The sequence below is a fragment of the Microbispora sp. H13382 genome (assembly GCF_014161445.1).
Lineage (GTDB): Bacteria > Actinomycetota > Actinomycetes > Streptosporangiales > Streptosporangiaceae > Microbispora.
Genome location: NZ_JABBXA010000001.1, coordinates 619,402 through 639,877, shown reverse-complemented (window position 1 = coordinate 639,877; position 20,476 = coordinate 619,402). Strand labels below are relative to the sequence as shown.

Here is a 20,476-nt window from a genome sequence, read left to right as displayed (position 1 = left end):
GCAAGTGACCACCGTGTCGTGGAGCGGCGAGCCGGGGACCTCGCGCGGCCCCGGGCCGTTCCTGTCCGTCCGCGATTTGAGCGTCGAGTTCAGCACCGAGGACGGCATCGTGCACGCCGTCGACGGCCTGTCCTTCGATCTGGAGAAGGGCACCACGCTCGGCATCGTCGGCGAGTCCGGATCGGGCAAGTCGGTGACCAACCTCGCCATCCTCGGCCTGCACGATCCCGCCCACACGAAGATCGGCGGCGAGATCTGGCTGGAGGGCGAGGAGCTGATCTCGGCGGGCGCCGGCACGATGGAGAAGCTCCGCGGCAACCGCGTCGCGATGATCTTCCAGGATCCGCTGACCGCGCTGTCGCCGTTCCACACGATCGGCCGGCAGATCGGCGAGGTCTACCGCAAGCACAAGGGCGCGAACAAGAAGGACGCCCGCGAGCGGGCGATCGAGATGCTGCGCCGCGTGGGCATCCCCCAGCCGGAGCGCCGCGTGGACAGCTACCCGCACGAGTTCTCCGGCGGCATGCGGCAGCGCGCGATGATCGCGATGGCGCTGGTGTGCGACCCCGACCTGCTCATCGCCGACGAGCCGACGACCGCGCTCGACGTGACGGTGCAGGCGCAGATCCTCGACCTGCTCAAGGAGCTCCAGCAGCAGTTCGGCACCTCGATCATCCTGATCACCCACGACCTCGGCGTGGTGGCCAACACCGCCGACAACGTCCTGGTCATGTACGCGGGACGGGCGGCCGAGCGCGGCACCGTACGCGAGGTGCTGCGCGAGCCGCAGCACCCCTACACGTGGGGGCTGCTGTCGTCCATGCCACGCCTGAACTCGTCGGTGGACGTGCCGCTGATGCCGGTGCGCGGCACTCCCCCGAGCCTGCTCAACCCGCCGTCCGGCTGCCCGTTCCATCCGCGCTGCGACTACCCGCGGCTCGCCGGGCCGGAATTGTGCTTCGCCCAGCGGCCGTCCCTCTCGCCGGAGACCGGGCACGGGGACGCCTGCTACCTCACCCTCGGGCAGAAGAGGGAACTCCGCACCGCACGGGCCGCCGGCACGGCGAGTGCCGATGACACCACGCAGTCCGGGGACACCGTGCAGTGCGGGGACACCGTGCAATCCGGGGACACCCCGCAGGACAAGGACACCGCGCAGACCGGGGACGACGCATGAACGAGACGCTGCTGGAGCTCAAGGGGCTGATCAAGCACTTCCCCGTACGCGGTGGCACGCTGATCAAGCGTCAGGTCGGGGCCGTACACGCCGTCGACGGCATCGACCTCGCGGTCGGCGCGGGCGAGACCGTCGGCCTGGTGGGCGAGTCGGGCTGCGGCAAGTCGACGACGGGCCGGCTGGCGGCCCGCCTGCTCGAACCCACCTCCGGCCAGATCCTGTACCGGGGGCAGGACATCAGCCACAGCTCCCGCAGGCAGCTCAAGCCGATCCGGCCCGAGATCCAGATGATCTTCCAGGACCCCTACAGCTCGCTCAACCCGCGGCAGACCGTGGGCACGATCGTCCGCGGGCCCATGGAGGTCAACGACATCGACCCGCCCGGCGGGCGGAAGAAGCGGGTCCAGGAACTGCTGGAGATCGTCGGTCTCAACCCCGAGCACTACAACCGCTTCCCGCACGAGTTCTCCGGCGGCCAGCGGCAGCGCATCGGGGTCGCCCGCGCCCTGGCGCTCGACCCCAAGCTCATCATCGCCGACGAGCCGGTCTCGGCGCTGGACGTCTCCATCCAGGCGCAGGTGGTGAACCTGCTGCAGGAACTGCAGCGCGACCTCGGCATCGCGTTCCTGTTCATCGCGCACGACCTGGCCGTCGTACGGCACTTCTCCCAGCGGGTCGCGGTCATGTACCTCGGCAAGATCGTCGAGGTCGGTGACCGCCAGTCGATCTACGAGCGGCCGCGGCATCCGTACACACACGCCCTGCTGTCGGCCGTGCCCGATCCGGACGTGTCGAGCGAGCCGCGCGAGCGCATCCGCCTGGCCGGTGACGTGCCCTCGCCGATCAATCCGCCGTCCGGCTGCCGGTTCCGCACGCGATGCTGGAAGGCGCAGGACAAGTGCGCCACCGAGGTGCCGCCCCTGGTGCGGCTGAGCGGCAACCGCGAGGGTCACCTGACCGCCTGCCACTTCCCGGAGGCGCCCACCACACAGGGCGAGGACGTCGTGCTGGACCCCGCCCTCGCCTGACGCGGACCATAGGCGACAAGTGGACGAGCGGCGGCACCGCGCAGCGTGGCGACCCTGCGACGGGCCCCGGCCGACTGGCGGCCGGCCCCGCGCCGCCATGCGCGCAGCCGGGCCGGCCGGGCCGACGAGGCGGGCTGATCAGGCGGGCGGGGTGGCCCGCTCGGCCAGGCTCCTGAGCTCCGCGACGGCGCGGGCGGGGTCGTCGGCGCCGTAGACGGCGTTGCCCGCCACGAACACGTCGGCCCCGGCCTCGGCGCAGCGCTCGATCGTCTCCGTGGAGACGCCGCCGTCGACCTGGAGCCACACCTCGCCGCCGTGCTTGTCGATCAGCGCCCTCGCCCGGGACACCTTGGGCAGCACGATGTCGAGGAAGCGCTGCCCCCCGAAGCCCGGCTCGACGGTCATGACGAGCAGCATGTCGATCTCGGGCAGCAGGTCCTCGTATCCCTCGACGGCGGTCGCCGGGTTCAGCGCCAGGCCGGCCCTCGCCCCGGCGGCACGGATCGCCCGCAGCGTTCGCACGGCGGCCTTGGCCGCCTCGGCGTGGATGGTGACGCTTGCCGCTCCCGCCTCCGCGTAGTCCGGCGCCCACCGGTCCGGGTCCTGGATCATCAGGTGGCAGTCGATCGGCGTCGAGGTGGTCTTCAGCAGCGACTCGACGACCGGCAGACCGAGCGTGAGGTTGGGCACGAATTGGTAGTCCATCACGTCGACGTGGAGCCAGTCGGCGACGTTCTCCACCCGTGCGGCCTCGTCGGCGAGGCGGGCGAAGTCAGCGGACAGGATGCTGGGCGAGATCTGAACGGCCATAGTCCCTGCAGTCTATTTCGCCCGGGCGCCCCGCCCGCCCCGCCCCGGCGCCCGGACGGTCAGGCGACGGGAACCCAGGTGAACCGGCCGTCGGGGCGGTGCTCGGCCCGGCCGAAGACCACGTCGGCGAAGTGGCCGCCGTAGCCGATGGTGCCGGGACCGCTCAGCTCCTCGACCAGGCGGCGGCGGCGTTCCGCCGATTCCGCGGGGTCGTGGTCGATCGCGCAGGACCACTCGGGATGGATGACCTGGACCGGCGAATGGAGAGCGTCGCCGAAGGCGATGAGCCTCTGGTCGCCGCCGGTGATGACGTAGGTGGTGTGGCCGACGGTGTGCCCGGTGACGAACGACGCCCGGACGCCGGGGAAGATCTCCTCGCCGTCGTCGACCGTGCGGACGCGGGAGGCGAAGGCGGCCAGGCGCTCCGCGGTCGCGCCGCTGTGGGCGGCCAGATCGCGCCGCTCCCATTCGGGCGCCGCGACGAGGTGAGGGGCGTGCGCGAACGGCGGAGCGTCGGTGCCGGGGGCGGCGCTCCAGGCCCAGCCCAGGTGGTCGATGTGCAGGTGGGTGATGGCGACGGCCTCGATCTGCCCCGGCTCGCGGCCCAGCCGCCGCAGATTGTCGAGCAGTTCACCGGCGGACAGGCTGCCCATCAGCGGGTTGGCCGGGTCGTCGGGCTGTGACGCGGGCCCCAGACCGGTGTCGATGAGCAGCGCCCGGTCGCCCCGCTCCACCAGCAGCGCGCCGAAGCCTCCGGTCAGGAAGCCGTCCTCGTCGAGATAGTCGTGGAGGGTCTCCCAGTCGGCGGCGGTGGCGGCGGGCAGCCATCCGCGCTTCAGCCGCCCCGCCCCGTCCGGGACGAAGCTGACCGTGAGCTCCCCCAGGCGCAGCGAGCGGATGCGCGGCGGGCTGGTCAGCCGGGCGCGGTCGAAGTCGGTCGTGGTCATGGGCCTGCCTCATGCTCACCAGGGTGCCTCCGGGCGGCGGCACGGCCCGAACGTTACCAACCAAGATCTCTCCGCGCCCCGGGAACAGCCGCGAAAACGCCTTCGCGGGCGAAACTCGTCGCCGCCGGTCGGACCGGTGCGCCGGGCGCGGACGTCACCCCCCGGCGAGAAGGACGTCGTGATGTCCACGACATCCGAGGACGAACGACGGGCGCCGGTGGCACCGGCTAAGGACGGCGCAACAGCGCCAGGAACATCGCGTCGGTGCCGTGCCGATGCGGCCAGAACTGCGCGTACGGCCCGTCACCGAGGCCGGGCACCTCCGGCAGGAACGCGCGCGCGTCCAGCACCTCGGCCCGGTCGCGCACGTCCTCCACCACCGCACGGGTCTCGGCCAGGTGCGGCGAGCAGGTCACGTACGCCACCACGCCGCCCGGCCGGACGGCCTCGAGCGCCGAGTCCAGCAGCCGCCGCTGCAGCGCGGTGAGCTCGGGGACGCTGCGGGGGTCGCGCCGCCACCGCGCCTCCGGCCGCCTGCGCAGGGCGCCGAGCCCGGTGCAGGGTGCGTCGAGCATCACCCGGTCGAACGCGCCGGGCCGCCAGGCGGGCCGGGTGCCGTCGGCCGTGATCACCTTCGCCTCACGGGTGGTGCCCCACACCAGCCGGGCACGGTGATACTGCACGTCGGCGCCGAGCAGCCGGGCGCCCTGCCGCATCGCCACCGCGTCGAGCAGCCCGGCCTTCCCACCAGGGCCCGCGCACATGTCCAGCCACGTGGCGTCGCGGTCGAGCGGCACGCGGGTCAGCGCGAGCGCGACGAGCTGGCTGGCCTCGTCCTGCACCGCGGCGCGCGCCTCCCCCACCGCGGGGATGGCGCCCGGGTCGCCCTCCGGCAGATACACGGCGTACGGCGAGTAGGCGGCCCGCTCGGCCCCGGCCGCGACCAGCTCCTCCACCGTGGCCCGCCCCGGCCGCGCCACCAGCGCCACCCGGGGCCGCTCGTTGTCGGCCTCGAGCAGCGCGGCCGTCTCGTCCAGGTCCCCGCCGACCGCGTCCCGCAGGGCGGAGACGATCCAGCGCGGGTGGCTGTAGGTGACCGACAGGTTGCCGACCGGATCCTGCGCGCGCGGCGGGGCGACGATCTCCAGCCACTGCTCCAGCGTGCGGCCCGCCACCTTGCGCAGCACGGCGTTGGCGTAACGGGAGGGCCCGGCCCCCACGCGCAGCCGTACGAGGTCGATGGTGGCGCTGACCGCCGCGTGCGGCGGGATCCGCGTGCGCAGAAGCTGGTGGACGCCGAGCCGCACCGCGTCGAGCAGCGGCGGGTCCACCTCCTCCGGCGGCCGGTCGCTGCACGCGGCGATGACCTCGTCGTAGGTCCCGAGGCCGCGCAGCGTGCCGTAGGCGAGTTCGGTGGCGAGGGCCGCGTCGCGGCCGGTGATCCGCCGCTGCCGCAGCAGCGTCGGCATGAGCAGGTTGGCGTACGCGTCGCGCTCGTCGACGGCCCGCATCAGGTCATAGGCGGCATTGCGCGCCTCGTCGCGGGGCGGGCGTCCGCGGCCCTGCCTCTGACCGGCCTTCGCCGCGTGCGCGGACGGCCCGCCGTGGCCCGCCCTGCCGCCGTGCCCGGGGCGGGCCTGCCCGGCGCCCCCGCCTTGGCCCCCGCCTTGGCCGCTCCCCTGACCGCGCCGCGCGCCGCCGCCCTGACCTTTGCCCTGCTTCACGGTGTCACCTTCGACCCTGCCGCCTTCGACCCTGCCACTTGCCCATGCGCCGCTTTCGGCTCCGCCACCACTGATCCGCCGTCTCCGGCTCCGCGGCCTTCTCCCCGCTGCCCGCCGCCCCGGCGGCGCCGACGCCCGGCGGGCCTGTCGTCGCCCGCGCACTCGTCCTCCCCGCGCGGCGCCGGGCCCCGCGGGACGGTCCTTCAGACCAGGGTCTCACCGTCCGCGAACCGGACGCCGCGGCCCCACTCGGCCGCCGTCATCTGCCGCTTGCCCTGCGGCTGCACCTCGCCGAGCTCGACGGGGTGGGTGCCGGTCCCGACGAGGACGGTCTTCCGCGTGGCCGCGATCTCCCCGGGGGCGAGCTTGCCGGCGTCGGGCGCGAGCCGTACCGGGCCGATCTTGACCCGCTGGCCGCGGAACTCGGCCCACGCGCCGGGACCCGGCGTGCAGGCCCGCACCAGCCGGTCCACCCGCATGGCGGGGGCGGCCCAGTCGATCCTGGCGTCCTCGACCGTGATCTTGGGGGCCAGGCTGACGCCGTCGGCGGGCTGCGGACGCGCCTCCAGCGTGCCGTCCTCGACGCCGTCGAGCGTGGCCAGCAGCAGGCCCGCGCCGGCCTCCGCGAGCCGGGCCAGCAGCGCGCCGCTGGTGTCGTCGGAGCGGATCGCCTCGGTGAGCACGCCGAAGACCGGCCCCGCGTCCAGCTCCTTCACGATGCGGAAGGTCGAGGCGCCGGTGACGTCGTCCCCGTGCAGCACGGCATGCTGCACGGGCGCCGCTCCGCGCCAGGCCGGAAGCACCGAGAAATGCAAGTTGATCCACCCCTGCGGGGGGATGTCGAGCGCCGCCTGCGGCAGCAGGGCGCCGTACGCGACGACCGGGCAGCAGTCGGGGCCGATCTCCCTCAGCCGGCCGAGGAACTCCGGGTCCCCGGCCTTGGCCGGTTTGAGCACCTCGATCCCCGACTCCTCCGCGAGCTGGGCCACGGGGCTGGGGTGGACCTTGCGCCCCCGGCCTGACTGCGCGTCCGGCCGGGTCACCACGGCCGCCACCTCGTGGCGGGGCGAGTCCAGCAGGGCGCGCAGCGACGCAAGCGCGGTGTCGGGAGTGCCGGCGAAGACCAGCCGCACTACAGCGCCCTTCCCTGCGTGACGTGCGGCGAGATCTTCACCACCGGAGCCGACAGGCCGCTCCACTCGGCCTCGCGGATCGCCTTCATGGCGAGCTTGCGCTGCTTGGGGTCCAGCCGGTCGATGAACAGCACGCCGTCGAGGTGGTCGGTCTCGTGCTGGAAGCAGCGCGCCATGAGGTCGGTGCCGTCGATCGTCACCGGCTCGCCGTGCATGTTGAAGCCCTTGGCCACCGCCCTGATCGCGCGGGGCGTCGGGAAGGTCAGGCCGGGGAAGGACAGGCAGCCCTCCTCGCCCTCCTCGTCCATCTCACCGCCGAGGTCGAGATCGGGGTTGATGAGGTGCCCGAGCTGCTCGTCCACGTAGTAGGTGAACACGCGAAGGCCGACGCCGATCTGCGGCGCGGCCAGGCCGGCACCCGGCGCGTCCATCATCGTGTCGGTCAGGTCCTTGACGAGCTTGCGCAGTTCCTTGTCGAAGTCGACCACCGGCTCGGCCGGGGTGCGCAGCACCGGGTCGCCGAACAGGCGGATCGGCTGAATGGCCAAGGGTTGGCTCCGTTCACGTCACGTACACGAGGAGGATCACCTCAGTCTACGGGCGTGAGCGCACCTTCATCGCCGTCTTCCTGGCGGTCTTCGCGATCAGCGGATCGGGGTGGTGCCTGCCGAGCATCTCCAGCACGGCCAGGGCGTCGGGGTGATCGGCCCGGCCCATCTCGGGCACCAGCGTGAGCAGATCCTCCCCGAGGAGGTCGAAATGGGCCACCGAGTCCACCGGGGCGCCGATGTAGAGCAGGGCGGCGAGGGTGTCCACCGCGACCCAGGCGCCGTCGCCCTCGCCGAGGGCCGGCGCGTCCAGGTCACGCACGCCCAGCCAGGCCGCGGCGTAGCGCCACATCATCGGCTCGTCCAGGGCCTCCCGTACGGCCTGCTCGGCCTCCGGGCCCAGCTCCTCCAGCACGGTCCCGGCGGTGCCGCGCTGGGCGGCGTTCCCGGACGCGGCGATCTTGATGAGCTCGCGCGCCGCGTCCTCCGGCACCCGGCGCTCCAGCCAGAGCGTGGCGGCGCTGGCCGAGGCCCGGCCGGTCAGCATGGCGTCGATGAGCTCGGCTGCCCCCAGCTCGGCGAGCGCGGCCACCTCCCCGAGAGACGGCGCGTCGTGCCCCTCCCTGAGCAGGTCGCGGCGTACGGCCCACACGCCCGGCTGGGTGAGCCGGACCAGCTCGCCGGTCAGCTCGATCAGCCCGCAGTACTCCAGCAGCGCCATGGCCGCCGCCAGCTCCCCCGGCAGGGTCATCCGCAGCCGCCGCAGGTCGGCCGGCCGCGCCTCACAGCCCACCTCGTGGGCCTGGAGGATGCCGCCGGCCAGGGCCGCGAGCGGCATCCCCTCACGCACCGAGTAGATCGTCGCGAGGATCTCGGTGAGGTGCTCGTCGACGACGGCCGAGCCGGTCAGGCCCTCCTCGGTCCGGTCGAGCACGTCCATGACCACGCCGTCCCAGAACTCCATCGGGTCGGGCACGCCGGGCCCGGGGCGGGCGCCCTGCCGGGTGACCTCCACCAGACGGCCGTTGACCGCGACCACCCACAGCAGGCGCAGCCTGGGGGCCTCCAGGCCCAGCTCGGCGACCGCCGCCTCGGCCTCGGCCGGGTGCGGCATCCCCAGCTCGGTCACCTCGCAGACGCCCCGTGCCGAGGCGTCGCAGCGGCCCCCGACCCACTCGGCGAGGCGGTGGGCGTCCCGCACGAGCGGGACCTCCCGCACCGCGTGGACGAGCTGCTCGTCGGGGACGATGTCGACCGGCGGGAAGGTGAGCACGTCGCTGTCGGCCATTCCAGCAACTTACTGCACAGCAGTCACCTGATGCCCCGCGAACGAGCCTTGAAAGCCGCTTTCCGGGCGGCCTTGGCCGCCGCCTGGTCCGCCAGCGTGCTGCCGAGCAGTTCGAGAACCTCGACCACGTCGGGGTGGTCCACCCGCCACATGTCCTCGATCAGGTGCGCGGGCGGCCCCGATGCCGCGATGTTCTCCGCGAAGCCCTCCGGGTCGGCCTCGGCGGCGGGCAGCGCCAGCGCGAGCATGTCGACGCTCACCCACAGGACCTCCTCGGGGGTGAGCGCGGGCGCATCGAGGCCGCGCGAGGACAGCCAGTGGATGGCGTGCGGGCGGAGCTCGGCGTCGTCCAGGTAGGACCGCACGACCGCCGCCGCCTCCACGCCCAGCCGGTCCACGATGGTCACCGCGACCCCGCGCACCTCCGCCGGGGCCCCGGCCACGGCGGCCAGCAGCTCCGCCGCCGCCTGCTCGGGGGTGCGCCGCGACAGCCACTCGGCGATGTCCCGCTCGGCCGCCTCGTCCGCCGTGCCGTCGCCGATGAGGCCGGCGATCAGCCCGCTCGCGTCCCCCTCGGCCGGCGCGGGCGCGAGCGGCGCGTCCAGGCCCATGCCGGCGTACAGCTCACGCAGGCCCCACAGCGCGTGCGGGGTCAGGGCCAGGCCGTCCTCGGTGGGCTGGACCGTTCCCGCGTACGTCAGAGCCGTCAGCGCCTCGTCGAGCCTGCCCACCGGCCGCCCGGCGGCCACCTCGCGCAGGTAGTCGGCGAGCGCGTCCACCGGGACGGGCGACTGCAGCCGGTAGAGCAGGTCGTGGATCTGGGACATCCCCTCGTCCACCACCGCCTCCCCGGTGAACGGCCCGCATCTTTCGACGAGGAACTCCAGCGTCCCCCGCCACAGGCCGAGCAGTTCCTCGTCCCCACGGGAGCTCAGCTCGCGGAACACCTCCCCGGTCGCGACGGCCGTGCCGTCGAGCCGGGCGAGGCCCAGGTCGAGCGCGAGGCGCCAGGCCGGCTCGGGACGCTCGACGCCGAGCTCGGCCGTGCACGCGCGGGCGTCCCTGACCCGCAGGGACCGGCGCGTCGTCACGGTCCGGCCGCCCTCCACCAGCCACGTCACCACCCGGTGGGCGTCGCGCAGCAGCGGCACCTCGTGCACGGCGCGCACCACCTCCTCGCGCGGCGCGAGCCGTACGGGCGGCAGGGGCGCGCAGCCGGGGCAGTCGCACTCGCCGCCCTCCGCGCCGCCCTCCGACGCGCCCTGGGCCGCGTCGAGCTCCAGCGAGTCGGGCCCGATGGCACTGAACAGGCTCTTGGCCATGCCGAACTTGGACGTGTCGGCGAGCGCCCGCGGCATCTCCGGCTCGATGCGGTCGATGGTCTCCCGCATCCGGATGGCCGTCTTGCTGCCGATCTCGCCCGTGTCCAGCAGGAACTCGACCAGTGTCCGCGCCGCGGCGACCGTCTCCGGGGCGCTCTCCGGCGGCGCGATGACCTTGCGCGGATAGATCTCCAGCAGGAGCTCCTCGAAGGTGCCCGGCCGGAAATCACCCAGTTCGTTCACCTCCAGGTAGTCGCTGGCGTAGTCGCACAGCAGACGTACCTCGTCGACGTCGACCTCGACGCTCCGCTCGCGTCCCCAGGCGCGGAGGCCGTCGATGGCCCGGTTAACCCATTCGATCGACACACAGGCACGCTAACGGCTCGCTTTGTGCGAGGCGAATCGGTCAGATGAGGTCGAGAGGATCAATGTTCACACGTACCACGTCCGGCGCCTTGCGCGCGGAGCGCACACCGGAGGCGCCTTTGAGCGCGCGGGCCAGCGCGGACCCGAGGTGGCGCGGCACCCGGACCATGGCCCGCTCCGGCCCGCCCTCCACCGGCACCGGCCCCAGAACCTGCGCTCCCGGCGGCAGCACGGCGTCCGCGAGCGTCTCCCTGATCGCCGCCGCCGGCCCCGTCAGCGTCGCCATCCGCACGGCCGGGGGGAAACCCAGCTCGGCCCGCTCGTCGAGCTCGCGTTCGGAGAAGGTGACGGGGTCCCAGCGCAGCAGGGCCTGTACGGCGGGCACCGCGGCGTCGGCCAGGACCACCAGCTCCCCCGCCGGCCGCAACAGGGCGGCGGCGTTGGTCCAGCGGCGCAGCGCCTCCTCGGCCGCCCGCAGGTCGGGGCGGCCCAGCAGCGCCCATCCGTCGAGCAGCACCGCGGCCGCGTAGCCGCCGTCCGGCACGGGCTCGGCCCCGGGCGTCGCCACGACCAGCGCCGGGGCGCCGCTCACGGTCGCGAGCACGCCGTCGCGCCCGCTGGTGCGGACGGCGACCGACGGGAAGGCCCGGCCCAGCTCCTCGGCCGTGCGCCGCGCGCCGACGATGACGGCCCGCACGCCGGTCCCGCCGCAGGACGGGCAGCGCCAGTCGCCCGCGATCCGGCCGCACCAGCGGCAGTACGGCACGGCGTGCCCGCCGCGCAGCGCGAGCGGGCCCGAGCAGACCGGTCCCGTGGCCAGGGGCTCCGCGAGCACCGGCTCCGCGAGCATCCTCGCCCTGCCGCCCGCCGGGCCCGTCCCGCCCCCGGCGCGGTGGACGTCAGTGCGGACTTCGGCGCCGCCGACGTCGGCCGGGTGGACGCCTGATCCCCGGCCCGGGCCCGTCCCGATGCGGCCCCGCGCGTCGCCGCCGCGCGCCGCCGCGCCTCCCGGGGCGGCATGCGGCGCCGGGGCCGGGCGCGCCGGCGGCAGCCCGGAACAGCGCGCCGGGGCGCGGCAGTGCCGGCACGCCAGCGCGGGCAGGTAACCCCTGCGCGGCACCTGGACGAGCACCGGTCCGTGCTCCAGTCCCTCCCGCAGCGCCCGCCAGGCGACGCTGGGCAGGCGGGCGGCCCTGGCCGCCTGGTCGCGGGCCAGCTCCGCGTCGTCGCCCGCCGGGCGCACCCTGGGCGCCCGGACCCTGACCACCGCCCGGTCCGGGACGAGCGGGGCGGCCCAGCCCGTCTCGACGAGCGCCGTGGCCTCGGCCGTGCGCGCGTAGCCGCCGACCAGCAGGCCCGCCCCGGCCTGGTGGGCACGCAGGCCGAGCACCTCCCGGGTGTGCGGATAGGGCGCGTGGCGCTCGGCGTGCAGGTCGTCGCCGTCGTCCCAGACGACCGCCAGCCCCAGCCGGGCCACCGGCGCGTACGCCGCGGGGCGGTTGCCCACCACGATCCCGATCTCGCCGCGCAGCGCCTTGAGCCAGCGCCGGTAGCGCTCCGCGGGCCCGAGGTCCGCGGTGATCGCCACGTGCGGCGTCTCGCCCAGGGCCGCGGTCACCAGCGCCACGTCCTTGCCGTCGGGCACCACCACGACGACGCCCCGGCCGCCGTCCAGGGTCGCCCGCGCGGCGGCCGCGATGGCGTGCGGCCACGTCGGCCCGTCGGCGTCCGTGCCGGGCAGGGCCGTCCACACGGCGCGCGGCGCCCTGCCCTCGGCCAGCGCCTCCAGGAAGGATGTGCCCGCCGGGTAGGCCATCCAGGCGTCGCCGTACGCCCGCGCCGCCCGCCGTCCCGCCGTCTCGCCCGCCGTGTCCTCGCGTGTCACGGCCTCACCGCGCGCCGCACCCTCCCGCGCCGTGTCCTCCCGCGCCGTGTCCTCGTGTGCGCGCGCCGTGTCCTCCCGCGCCACGCCCTCGTGTGCGCGAGCCGTGTCCGCGGTGTCCGCGCGCGCAGTGTCCTCCCGCACCCCTTGCGCGCGCGCCGTGTCCGCGTCCGCGGTGTCCGCCTGGATCGTGTCCCCGTGGGTCGTGCGGGCGTGCGCCGTGTCCCCCTGAACCGGCTCCTGCCCGGCGGGCGCGGGAACGTCCTCCCCCGCGGACGCCGCCCGGCGGGCGGGAGCCTTCGCCTCGGACTCGACCCGGGCGTGACGCGGCGGAACGGCCAGCCGCAGGATGTCCGGCATCGTCCCGGCGTACCGGTCGGCCACGGCGCGGGCCAGCCGGGCGATGTCAAAGGTGAGGACGGGCTCCGGGGAGATCACCCGTTCCAGGAAGGACAACCTTCCCGCGTGCTCGCTCTCGGCCAGCCGTTCGAGGAGGTAGCCGTCGGCGAGCTGACCGGCGAAGCGGACGCGCACCCGGCAGCCGGGCACCGCCTCGGCGTCCATCGTGGAGGGGACGAGATAGTCGAAGGGCCGGTCGAGGTGCGGCAGCGGCGTGTCCACCACGACCCGGGCGACGGGCAACTCGTGCGCCGCCTCGCGCGCGCCCTTGGCCGCGCCCGCCCGCGCCCCTCCCGCGCCTCCACGCTGCCGCTCGGTGCTTCCCCGCTGCCGCTCGGTGCTTCCCCGCTGCCGCTCGGTGGCGGCGGGGGGCGCCGGGAGGAGCGCCTCCTGCGGGTGCGGAACGCGGGTCGGCTCGGTCACTCCTACGTCCTACCAGACCCGGCGCGCCGCAATCACACGTACGCCCGCCGCCTGTGGACGGCCCGGCCCGGCGGCGCGCACACGCGAGCGGCGCCCGCCGTCAGGGCGGGCGCCGCCGGGGGCGACGGTGGTCGCCGTGCTCGTCAGGAGCGGGTCACAGGCCGGCGGCCGTACGCAGGGCGTCGGCGCGGTCGGTGGACTCCCAGGAGAAGCCCTCACGGCCGAAGTGGCCGTAGGCGGCGGTCTCGGAGTAGATCGGGCGCAGCAGGTCGAGGTCGCGGATGATCGCGGCCGGACGCAGGTCGAACACCTGGAGCACCGATTCCTGGATCACGTTGACCGGCACCTTCTCGGTGCCGAACGTCTCGACGAACAGGCCGACCGGCTGGGCCTTGCCGATGGCGTAGGCGACCTGGACCTCGCAGCGGTCGGCCAGACCGGCCGCGACGACGTTCTTGGCGACCCAGCGCATGGCGTAGGCGGCCGAGCGGTCGACCTTGGACGGGTCCTTGCCGGAGAACGCGCCGCCGCCGTGGCGGGCCATGCCGCCGTAGGTGTCGATGATGATCTTCCGGCCGGTGAGCCCGGCGTCGCCCATGGGACCGCCGATCTCGAAGCGGCCGGTCGGGTTGACCAGCAGGCGGTAGCCCTCGGTCTCGATGTCCAGGTCGGCCAGTATCGGCTCGACCACGTGCTCGCGGATGTCCGGGGTCAGCATCTCCCGCAGGTCGATCTCCGGGGCGTGCTGGGTGGAGACGACCACGGTGTCGAGGCGGACCGGCCGGTCGCCGTCGTACTCGATCGTGACCTGGGTCTTGCCGTCCGGGCGCAGGTAGGGAACCGTGCCGTTCTTGCGGACCTCCGACAGCCGCCGGGCCATCCGGTGCGCGAGCATGATCGGCAGCGGCATCAGCTCGGGGGTCTCACGGCAGGCGTAGCCGAACATCAGGCCCTGGTCGCCCGCGCCCTGGCGGTCGAAGTCGTCGGCGCCCTCGCCCTCACGGTGCTCGTAGGCGTCGTCCACGCCCTGCGCGATGTCCGGCGACTGCGCGCCGATGGACACCGACACGCCACAGGAGGCGCCGTCGAAGCCCTTGTGGGAGGCGTCGTACCCGATCTCGAGGATCTTCTCGCGGATCAGGGCGGGGATGTCGACATAGGTCTCCGTCGTCACCTCGCCGGCGACGTGGACCTGGCCAGTGGTGATCAGCGTCTCGACGGCGACCCGGCTCTTGGGGTCGTCCTTGAGCATGGCGTCGAGAATCGCGTCACTGATCTGGTCGGCGATCTTGTCCGGGTGGCCCTCGGTGACCGACTCGGAGGTGAACAGGCGACGGGACAACTCAGGGCTCCTCATGCAGCGGCTGCTGACGTCCATGAGTGACCGGCGGTAGAGCCCGAGCCCTACCGCGGCCACTCGATGCTCACGCGAGTCTAGCCCCAGGCGCTGCGGAGCGGCGAAGCCGTCCGGGTTCCGGTCGCAGGGTCAGCAGTCCGGGAGAAGGCCTGCCGTTCCCCTGGACGTCGGGTCAGAGGTCCGGTAAGGGATCTCTGGGCAGGTCACCGGGCGAGAAGGCCTCCGCGTCCGCCGCCGCGACCACGGCCGCGTACTCGTCGTCGACCTCCAGGGTCATCCCGCCGATCTCGATCCGGGGGCCCGACCCGAACTCGAGCGGCCCGAGGCGGGTGCGGCGGGGGTAACGGGCCCACACTCCGGACGGCTCGTCCCTGCTGAACATCTTGGTGGACAGCAGAGTGATCGAGCGGTCCGTCACCACGACGAGGAACCCGATCGTGGCGGGGGGCGGCAGGGCCACCGCGGGAAACACGTAGCGGATGTCCTCGCCGGGGCCGAGCATCGCCCGGCAGCGCTCCCTGATCGTGGCGGACACCGGCATGACGATCGCTCCCTCGATGCAGGGCCTGCGGGGGGCGGGGCGGGCGCCCGCGCCGGCACCACACGAAGGTCAGGCGAGACGCTGCGCCACCAAATCCCACACTACGTCGGCGAGATCCTCTTTGGGACCCCTCGGAATGTCCACGGAGTCGCCCTCCGCCGTGAGGACGACGGCCGCGTTGTCCGGCGTGCCGAACGCCAGGTTCTCCCCGACCTGGTTCACCACGAGCAGGTCGCAGCCCTTGCGCCGCAGCTTGGCCCGGCCGTTGGCCAGGACGTCGTCGGTCTCCGCCGCGAAACCCACGATCACCCGGGGACAGGGCCCGCCGGGCGCGGCCTCCCCCGGGGCGCCCGCGCCGTTCCCGGCTCCGCGCCCGGGCGCCTCGTACGGCCCGTCCCCCACGACGTACGTCTCCCGCCTGGCCCGGCGGATCTCACCCAGCTCGGCCAGGATGTCCGGATTTTTCACCAGATGGATTGGATCGGGCTCGGCGGACGACTTCTTGATCTTGGTGTCGCTCTGCCGCACGGGCCGGAAGTCCGCGACCGCGGCGGCCATCACGACCGCGTCGGCGTGCTCGGCCGCCGCGAGGACCGCGTCGCGCAGCTGCCGTGCCGACTCCACCCGCACGACCTTCGCGCCCGCGGGATCGGGCAGCGTCACGTTGGCCGCCACGAGCGTGACCTCCGCGCCCCGGGCGACGGCCGTACGGGCGAGGGCGTACCCCTGCAGCCCGGAGGACCGGTTGCCGATGAAGCGCACCGGGTCGATCGCCTCGCGGGTGCCGCCCGCCGAGACGACGACGTGCCGCCCGGCCAGGTCCTCGCGCCCGCCCGCCAGCACGCGGCGGCACACCTCGAAGATCTCGGCGGGGTCGGGCAGCCGCCCAGGACCGGTGTCGGCGCCGGTGAGCCTGCCGACGGCGGGCTCGATCACGATCGCGCCGCGCTCGCGCAGAGTCGCCACGTTCGCCCGCGTGGCCGGGTGCTCCCACATCTCGGTGTGCATCGCGGGCGCGAACACCACCGGGCAGCGCGCCGTGAGCAGGGTGTTGGTGAGCAGGTCGTCGGCCATGCCGTGCGCGGCCCTGGCCAGCACGTCCGCCGTCGCCGGGGCCACGACCACCAGGTCGGCCGACTGCCCGATGCGCACGTGCGGCACCTCGTGCACCGACTGCCACACCTCGGTGGTCACCGGATTGCCGGACAGCGCCGCCCAGGTCGGCTCGCCGACGAACCGCAGAGCGTCCCGGGTCGGCACGACACGCACGTCGTGTCCCGACTCGGTGAAAAGGCGGAGCAGCTCGCAGGACTTGTAGACCGCGATGCCGGCGCTCACGCCCAGCACGACAGAGGTCATCGGATCGAGGCGGTGCTCAGCCCTCGATGGGCTCGGAGGTGAGCAGACCCTCGGAGACCTCGCGCAGGGCGATGGACAGCGGCTTCTCCTGGGCGTGGGTCTCCACGAGGGGCCCCACGTACTCCAGCAGGCCCTCGCCGAGCTGAGAGTAGTAAGCGTTGATCTGGCGCGCCCGCTTAGCACCCATGATCACAAGGCTGTACTTGCTGTCGACGATGTCGAGAAGCGCGTCGATCGGCGGGTTGGTGATGCCTTCCGCGTAGGCGGAGCTGCTTGCCACGTCAGTGATTCCCCTAGCTAGGTGAGTTTCCCATCAAGGCTATCAGCCGGTGGCACACGTCCTTGACGGACGTGTTGACGATCGTGAGGTCGAACTCCTTCTCCGCCGCCAGCTCGATCCGGCCCGCGTCCAGACGGCGGGCGATCACGTCGGGAGGCTCGGTGCCGCGGCCGCGCAGCCGGCGCTCCAGCTCCTCCCAGCTCGGCGGGGCCAGGAACACGAGCAGGGCCTCGGGCATCGTCGTGCGCACCTGCCTGGCGCCCTGCAGGTCGATCTCCAGCAGGGTGGGGACGCCTGCCGCCAGCTTCTCCAGCACCGGCCGCCTTGGCGTGCCGTACCGGTTGCCGGCGAACTCGGCCCACTCCAGAAGCTCGCCGGAGGCGATGAGTTCGTCGAACTCGTCGTCGGCGGCGAAGAAGTACTCCACGCCGTGCCGCTCCCCCGGGCGGGGCTTCCTGGTTGTCACCGAGACCGACAGCCACACCTCGGGGTGGGACCGCCGGAGCTCGGCGACGACCGTGGACTTCCCCACACCCGACGGACCGGAAAGGACCGTCAGGCGCGGGCGAGGCAAGGAGTCACCGCCGCGTGCCCGGAACTCGCTGGTCGCGACTGCCTCGTGGGCCCGATCTCCAGCGGACCGGGACGTGTCGGTCACTCCGTACCCCCGTGAAACTCGCTCGTACGCCGCCGAGATCAGTTCTCGGCGCCGCCGAACTCGCGCTCCAGGGAGGCGCGCTGGTTGGCGCCGAGACCCCGCACGCGGCGGGATTCGGCGATACCAAGGCGCTCCATGAGCTGCTTGGCGCGGACCTTGCCGACGCCAGGGAGCGACTCCAGCAGAGCCGAGACCTTCATCTTGCCGATGACGTCATCGGTCTGCCCATCCTTCAGCACCTCAGCCAGAGAAACCGCGCCGTGCTTGAGTCGGTTCTTGACCTCGGCACGCTCCTTGCGTGCCTTGGCAGCCTTCTCAAGAGCTGCGGCGCGCTGCTCGGGGGTCAGGGGAGGAAGAGCCACGCCGGGTCACCTCGAATTTCTTGTCGATGTACTCGGACGATGGGGGAAACTAGCTGGTCTTGGCCGTAACGGCAACGTCAAGGGCGGGTTCTGCGACGACAAAATTGATTTTACTACTTTTGGTATTCGAAAAGTTACTCTTCGTAGATCAAAACCGCCTCAGCAGGCCCGGAACCGAATGACGCTTGGTGACGGGCGCGTGAGACGTTCACGGGCCGCTAACGGCCGGGCGCGGTCGCCTCCGGGCGGCTTCGCGGCTCCGGCCTGGCGTGCCTCGGGCGAGCGCTCAGGGGCTCACGCGGCGCAGCGCGGCGGCGATCCCGGCGGCCGCCGCGCCTGGGTCGGGGGCCCCCGTGATGGGCCGTCCGATCACGAGGAGGTCGGCCCCCTGGGCGATCGCCTCCTCCGGGGTGGCCACCCGCGCCTGGTCCTGGGTGTCGGCGCCGGCGAGCCGCACGCCCGGGGTGATGAGCGTCACGTCCGGGCCGACCTCCGCGCGTACGGCGGCGACCTCCCGGGGGGAGCAGACGAGAGCCTGGGCGCCCGCCCCGACGGCCACGGCGGCCATACGGCGCACGAGGTCCTCGGGGGGTCCCTGGATGCCGATCTCGCGGAGATCGGCCTCGGAAAGCGACGTCAGGAGCGTCACGGCCGCGATCTGGGTGCTGGGGGCCGCCTCGACGGCCGCCCTGACCATCGCCGCCCCCCCGGCGGCGTGCACGGTGAGGTACGTCGGCTTGAGCCGCGCGACCGCCCGGGCGGCGGCGCCGACCGTGTTCGGGATGTCGTGCAGCTTGAGGTCCAGGAAGACCCGCACGCCGCTGGCGCCGCGGACCGAGGCGATCACGTCGGGCCCGTACCGCAGGTAGAGCTCCAGGCCGACCTTCACCGTGGAGACGTGCGGGGTCACCAGGCCGGCCCAGCGGGCCGCGGTCTCCAGGTCGGGCGCGTCCAGGGCGACGGCGATGGGAGCGGGCGTGGTCAAAGCGAACTCTCCTCGAGGTCTGTGCGTGGTCGTGGTTGCGCGCCCGCCGGCCGGTGGGCCAGGCCCACCGCGTCGGCGAGCCGGTCGAACCCGCGCTCCTGCAGAAGCTCCTCGAGCTCCCTCAGGACGCGCGGGCAGGCGTAGGGGTCGTGGAACAGGGCCGTGCCCACCGCGACGGCACAGGCGCCCGCCAGGACGAGCTCAAGGGCGTCCCTGCCGGTCGTCACGCCGCCCATGCCCACGATCGGCACCCCGGGCAGCGCCGCGTGGACCTGCCAGACGCAGCGCACGGCCAGGGGCCGTACTGCGGGGCCGGAAAGGCCTCCGGTGCCGGCCGCGAGCGCGGGACGCATCGTGTCCACGTCGATGCTCATCCCGACCGGGTTGTTGATCATCGCGAGGGCGTCGGCGCCGCCGTCCACGCACGCCCGTGCGACCGCGACGATGTCCGCCACGTCCGGGGACAGCTTGGCGATGACCGGCACCTCGTACGGCGTGGCCGCGCGCACCGAGGCCACGACCTCCGCCGCGGCGGACCCGTCGCGGGCGAACACCCTGCCGCGGTCCTCGACGTTCGGGCACGACAGGTTGATCTCCACGGCGGTGATGCCGTCGGCCCCGGCCAGGCGCCGCGCCAGCGCGGTGTACTCGGTCACGGTGCCGCCCCCGATCGACACCACCGTGCGGGCCCCGCGCTCGACCAGCCAGGGCAGCTCGCGCTCCAGGAAACCGTCGACGCCCGGGCCCTGCAGGCCCACGGCGTTCAGCAGCCCCGAGGGGGTCTCGGCCATCCGCGGCGTCGGCCGTCCCGCGCGGGGGGCCATGGTGATCGACCGGGTGACGAACGCGCCCAGCCGGTGGACGTCGGAGAAGTGGGCCAGCTCGCGGCCGGTCCCGCCGCAGCCGGAGGCGGTCAGGACCGGGTTGGGCAGCTCCACGTGCGCCAGGTAGGTCCGGAGGTCGGCCGTCACCGCCGGTCCCCCCGTCCCGGCTCAGGCATGCCGCCCGCCGGGCGCGCCCAGCGCGTCGAACGGGATCGTCCCGACGTCGTCGAACCGCACCCGCTCGCCCCGGAACACCGGCCCCTCGGTGCAGGCGCGGACCATGCGGGTCACGCCGTCGTCTCCGATGACGGGCACGACGCACGTCATGCAGACGCCGATGCCGCAGGCCATGGACTCCTCCACGGCCACCTGCACGGGGATGCCGAACTGGGCGGCGACCGCCGTGACGCCGCGCAGCGTCGCCATGGGCCCGCACGCGTAGACCGCGTCGGCCCGCGCGTCGGCGATCACCCCGGGCAGCACGTCGGTCACCGTGCCGCGCATGCCGAGCGAGCCGTCCTCGGTCGTCAGCGTGGTCGTCTCGCCCATCCGGCGCGCCCGCAGCGCCCCGAAGACCCGGTCGGCCGACGGCGCGCCCAGCACGAAGTCGACGCGGCAGCCCCGCTGCTGCAGCGCGTCCCCCAGCGCGAACAGCGACGCCGAGCCGTGCTCGTCGCCGACCAGTACGCAGGTGCAGGGGTCGCGCGGCAGGGGGAAGGGGCGGCCGAGCGGTCCGACCAGGTCGAGCGTGTCGCGCGCTTTCCGGTCGGCGAGCCAGGCCGTCCCCGCGCCGCGCACGCCGAAGACGAGCTCCACCGTGCCACCGTAGTCCGGCTTCACGTCGTGGACGGCGAAGGCCCGCCGGGTGAGCATCGAGGAGTCGCGGCCTCCGACGGCGACCGTGACGAAGTGGCCGGGCCGGAACCGGTCGGCGATGCCCGGCGCGACGACGGTGAGCGCATGGTAGGCGTCCACCCGGCGCGTCGTCAGCACCGTGCCCGTGACCTGAACCGGACTACCGGCCACTCCCTTCCTCCCTGCTCATGGCGCTCGCTCCGCTCGC

At 73.9% G+C, this 20,476-nt stretch carries 19 protein-coding genes; 2 read left to right on the top strand and 17 right to left on the bottom strand.

Annotated elements, in window-relative coordinates:
* Positions 1–4: 4 nt before the first annotated feature.
* Both HHX41_RS02840 and HHX41_RS02835 read left to right on the top strand, forming a co-directional pair.
* Positions 5–1,177 carry an ABC transporter ATP-binding protein gene (locus tag HHX41_RS02840; RefSeq protein WP_310741737.1) on the top strand — a complete coding sequence of 391 codons (1,173 nt, stop codon included), beginning with the start codon at positions 5–7 and terminating at the stop codon, positions 1,175–1,177.
* Positions 1,174–2,205 carry an ABC transporter ATP-binding protein gene (locus HHX41_RS02835; protein WP_182904663.1) on the top strand — a complete coding sequence of 344 codons (1,032 nt, stop codon included), beginning with the start codon at positions 1,174–1,176 and terminating at the stop codon, positions 2,203–2,205. Before HHX41_RS02840 ends, HHX41_RS02835 begins: the two co-directional genes overlap by 4 nt.
* A 138-nt stretch (positions 2,206–2,343) precedes the next feature.
* Here HHX41_RS02835 and rpe read toward each other — a convergent pair whose 3' ends face one another.
* The 17 genes from rpe to HHX41_RS02745 all read right to left on the bottom strand — a co-directional run bounded on the left by rpe (position 2,344) and on the right by HHX41_RS02745 (position 20,439).
* Positions 2,344–3,015, bottom strand: a complete 672-nt coding sequence (gene rpe / locus HHX41_RS02830; RefSeq protein ID WP_169978557.1) for a ribulose-phosphate 3-epimerase — start codon at positions 3,013–3,015, stop codon at positions 2,344–2,346.
* Between the two features lie 59 nt (positions 3,016–3,074).
* Entirely contained in the window at positions 3,075–3,962 is an 888-nt protein-coding gene (locus HHX41_RS02825; RefSeq protein ID WP_182904662.1) for an MBL fold metallo-hydrolase, read from the bottom strand.
* A gap of 227 nt (positions 3,963–4,189) precedes the next feature.
* On the bottom strand, positions 4,190–5,473 hold the full coding sequence (locus HHX41_RS02820; protein ID WP_249349591.1) for an RsmB/NOP family class I SAM-dependent RNA methyltransferase: 1,284 nt from the start codon (positions 5,471–5,473) through the stop codon (positions 4,190–4,192).
* Between the two features lie 416 nt (positions 5,474–5,889).
* Complete coding sequence (gene fmt / locus HHX41_RS02815) at positions 5,890–6,819, bottom strand: methionyl-tRNA formyltransferase (protein WP_182904660.1); 930 nt, start codon at positions 6,817–6,819, stop codon at positions 5,890–5,892.
* The gene (gene def / locus HHX41_RS02810; protein WP_169978564.1) at positions 6,819–7,367 is read right to left on the bottom strand and encodes a peptide deformylase; all 549 of its coding nucleotides are present in this window, start codon (positions 7,365–7,367) and stop codon (positions 6,819–6,821) included. Before def ends, fmt begins: the two co-directional genes overlap by 1 nt.
* Positions 7,368–7,413: 46 nt before the next feature.
* Positions 7,414–8,655: a hypothetical protein gene (locus tag HHX41_RS02805; protein WP_182904659.1), complete on the bottom strand. Its 1,242-nt coding sequence runs from the start codon at positions 8,653–8,655 to the stop codon at positions 7,414–7,416.
* Between the two features lie 23 nt (positions 8,656–8,678).
* Positions 8,679–10,343 carry a hypothetical protein gene (locus HHX41_RS02800; protein WP_169978568.1) on the bottom strand — a complete coding sequence of 555 codons (1,665 nt, stop codon included), beginning with the start codon at positions 10,341–10,343 and terminating at the stop codon, positions 8,679–8,681.
* Positions 10,344–10,383: 40 nt separating this feature from the next.
* Positions 10,384–13,047: a primosomal protein N' gene (locus HHX41_RS40140; protein ID WP_310741736.1), complete on the bottom strand. Its 2,664-nt coding sequence runs from the start codon at positions 13,045–13,047 to the stop codon at positions 10,384–10,386.
* 154 nt (positions 13,048–13,201) lie between these two features.
* Positions 13,202–14,389: a methionine adenosyltransferase gene (gene metK / locus HHX41_RS02785; RefSeq protein ID WP_169978570.1), complete on the bottom strand. Its 1,188-nt coding sequence runs from the start codon at positions 14,387–14,389 to the stop codon at positions 13,202–13,204.
* Positions 14,390–14,576: 187 nt separating this feature from the next.
* The gene (locus HHX41_RS02780; protein WP_169978572.1) at positions 14,577–14,945 is read right to left on the bottom strand and encodes a hypothetical protein; all 369 of its coding nucleotides are present in this window, start codon (positions 14,943–14,945) and stop codon (positions 14,577–14,579) included.
* Positions 14,946–15,014: 69 nt separating this feature from the next.
* A complete protein-coding gene (gene coaBC, locus HHX41_RS02775) occupies positions 15,015–16,304 on the bottom strand; it encodes a bifunctional phosphopantothenoylcysteine decarboxylase/phosphopantothenate--cysteine ligase CoaBC (RefSeq protein ID WP_182904658.1) in 1,290 nt (429 codons plus the stop codon).
* Between the two features lie 16 nt (positions 16,305–16,320).
* A complete protein-coding gene (rpoZ, locus tag HHX41_RS02770; protein ID WP_169944735.1) occupies positions 16,321–16,584 on the bottom strand; it encodes a DNA-directed RNA polymerase subunit omega in 264 nt (87 codons plus the stop codon).
* Between the two features lie 13 nt (positions 16,585–16,597).
* Entirely contained in the window at positions 16,598–17,158 is a 561-nt protein-coding gene (gene gmk / locus HHX41_RS02765) for a guanylate kinase (protein ID WP_259400564.1), read from the bottom strand.
* A 122-nt stretch (positions 17,159–17,280) separates the two neighbouring features.
* Positions 17,281–17,604, bottom strand: a complete 324-nt coding sequence (mihF, locus tag HHX41_RS02760; protein ID WP_169978578.1) for an integration host factor, actinobacterial type — start codon at positions 17,602–17,604, stop codon at positions 17,281–17,283.
* Positions 17,605–17,890: 286 nt separating this feature from the next.
* The gene (gene pyrF, locus HHX41_RS02755) at positions 17,891–18,589 is read right to left on the bottom strand and encodes an orotidine-5'-phosphate decarboxylase (protein ID WP_169978580.1); all 699 of its coding nucleotides are present in this window, start codon (positions 18,587–18,589) and stop codon (positions 17,891–17,893) included.
* The gene (locus HHX41_RS02750) at positions 18,586–19,560 is read right to left on the bottom strand and encodes a dihydroorotate dehydrogenase (protein WP_182904656.1); all 975 of its coding nucleotides are present in this window, start codon (positions 19,558–19,560) and stop codon (positions 18,586–18,588) included. The genes pyrF and HHX41_RS02750 overlap by 4 nt, the downstream gene beginning before the upstream one ends.
* Before the next feature lie 21 nt (positions 19,561–19,581).
* Complete coding sequence (locus HHX41_RS02745; RefSeq protein ID WP_169978584.1) at positions 19,582–20,439, bottom strand: dihydroorotate dehydrogenase electron transfer subunit; 858 nt, start codon at positions 20,437–20,439, stop codon at positions 19,582–19,584.
* Positions 20,440–20,476 lie beyond the last annotated feature (37 nt).

What these genes read in the sequence shown, in the direction of transcription:
- HHX41_RS02835 (WP_182904663.1), top strand. Translation starts at nt 1,174, where the DNA reads ATGAACGAGACGCTGCTGGAGCTCAAGGGGCTGATCAAGCACTTCCCC.
- rpe (WP_169978557.1), bottom strand. Translation starts at nt 3,015, where the DNA reads ATGGCCGTTCAGATCTCGCCCAGCATCCTGTCCGCTGACTTCGCCCGC.
- HHX41_RS02825 (WP_182904662.1), bottom strand. Translation starts at nt 3,962, where the DNA reads ATGACCACGACCGACTTCGACCGCGCCCGGCTGACCAGCCCGCCGCGC.
- HHX41_RS02820 (WP_249349591.1), bottom strand. Translation starts at nt 5,473, where the DNA reads ATGCGGGCCGTCGACGAGCGCGACGCGTACGCCAACCTGCTCATGCCG.
- HHX41_RS02805 (WP_182904659.1), bottom strand. Translation starts at nt 8,655, where the DNA reads ATGGCCGACAGCGACGTGCTCACCTTCCCGCCGGTCGACATCGTCCCC.
- HHX41_RS02780 (WP_169978572.1), bottom strand. Translation starts at nt 14,945, where the DNA reads ATGCCGGTGTCCGCCACGATCAGGGAGCGCTGCCGGGCGATGCTCGGC.
- coaBC (WP_182904658.1), bottom strand. Translation starts at nt 16,304, where the DNA reads ATGACCTCTGTCGTGCTGGGCGTGAGCGCCGGCATCGCGGTCTACAAG.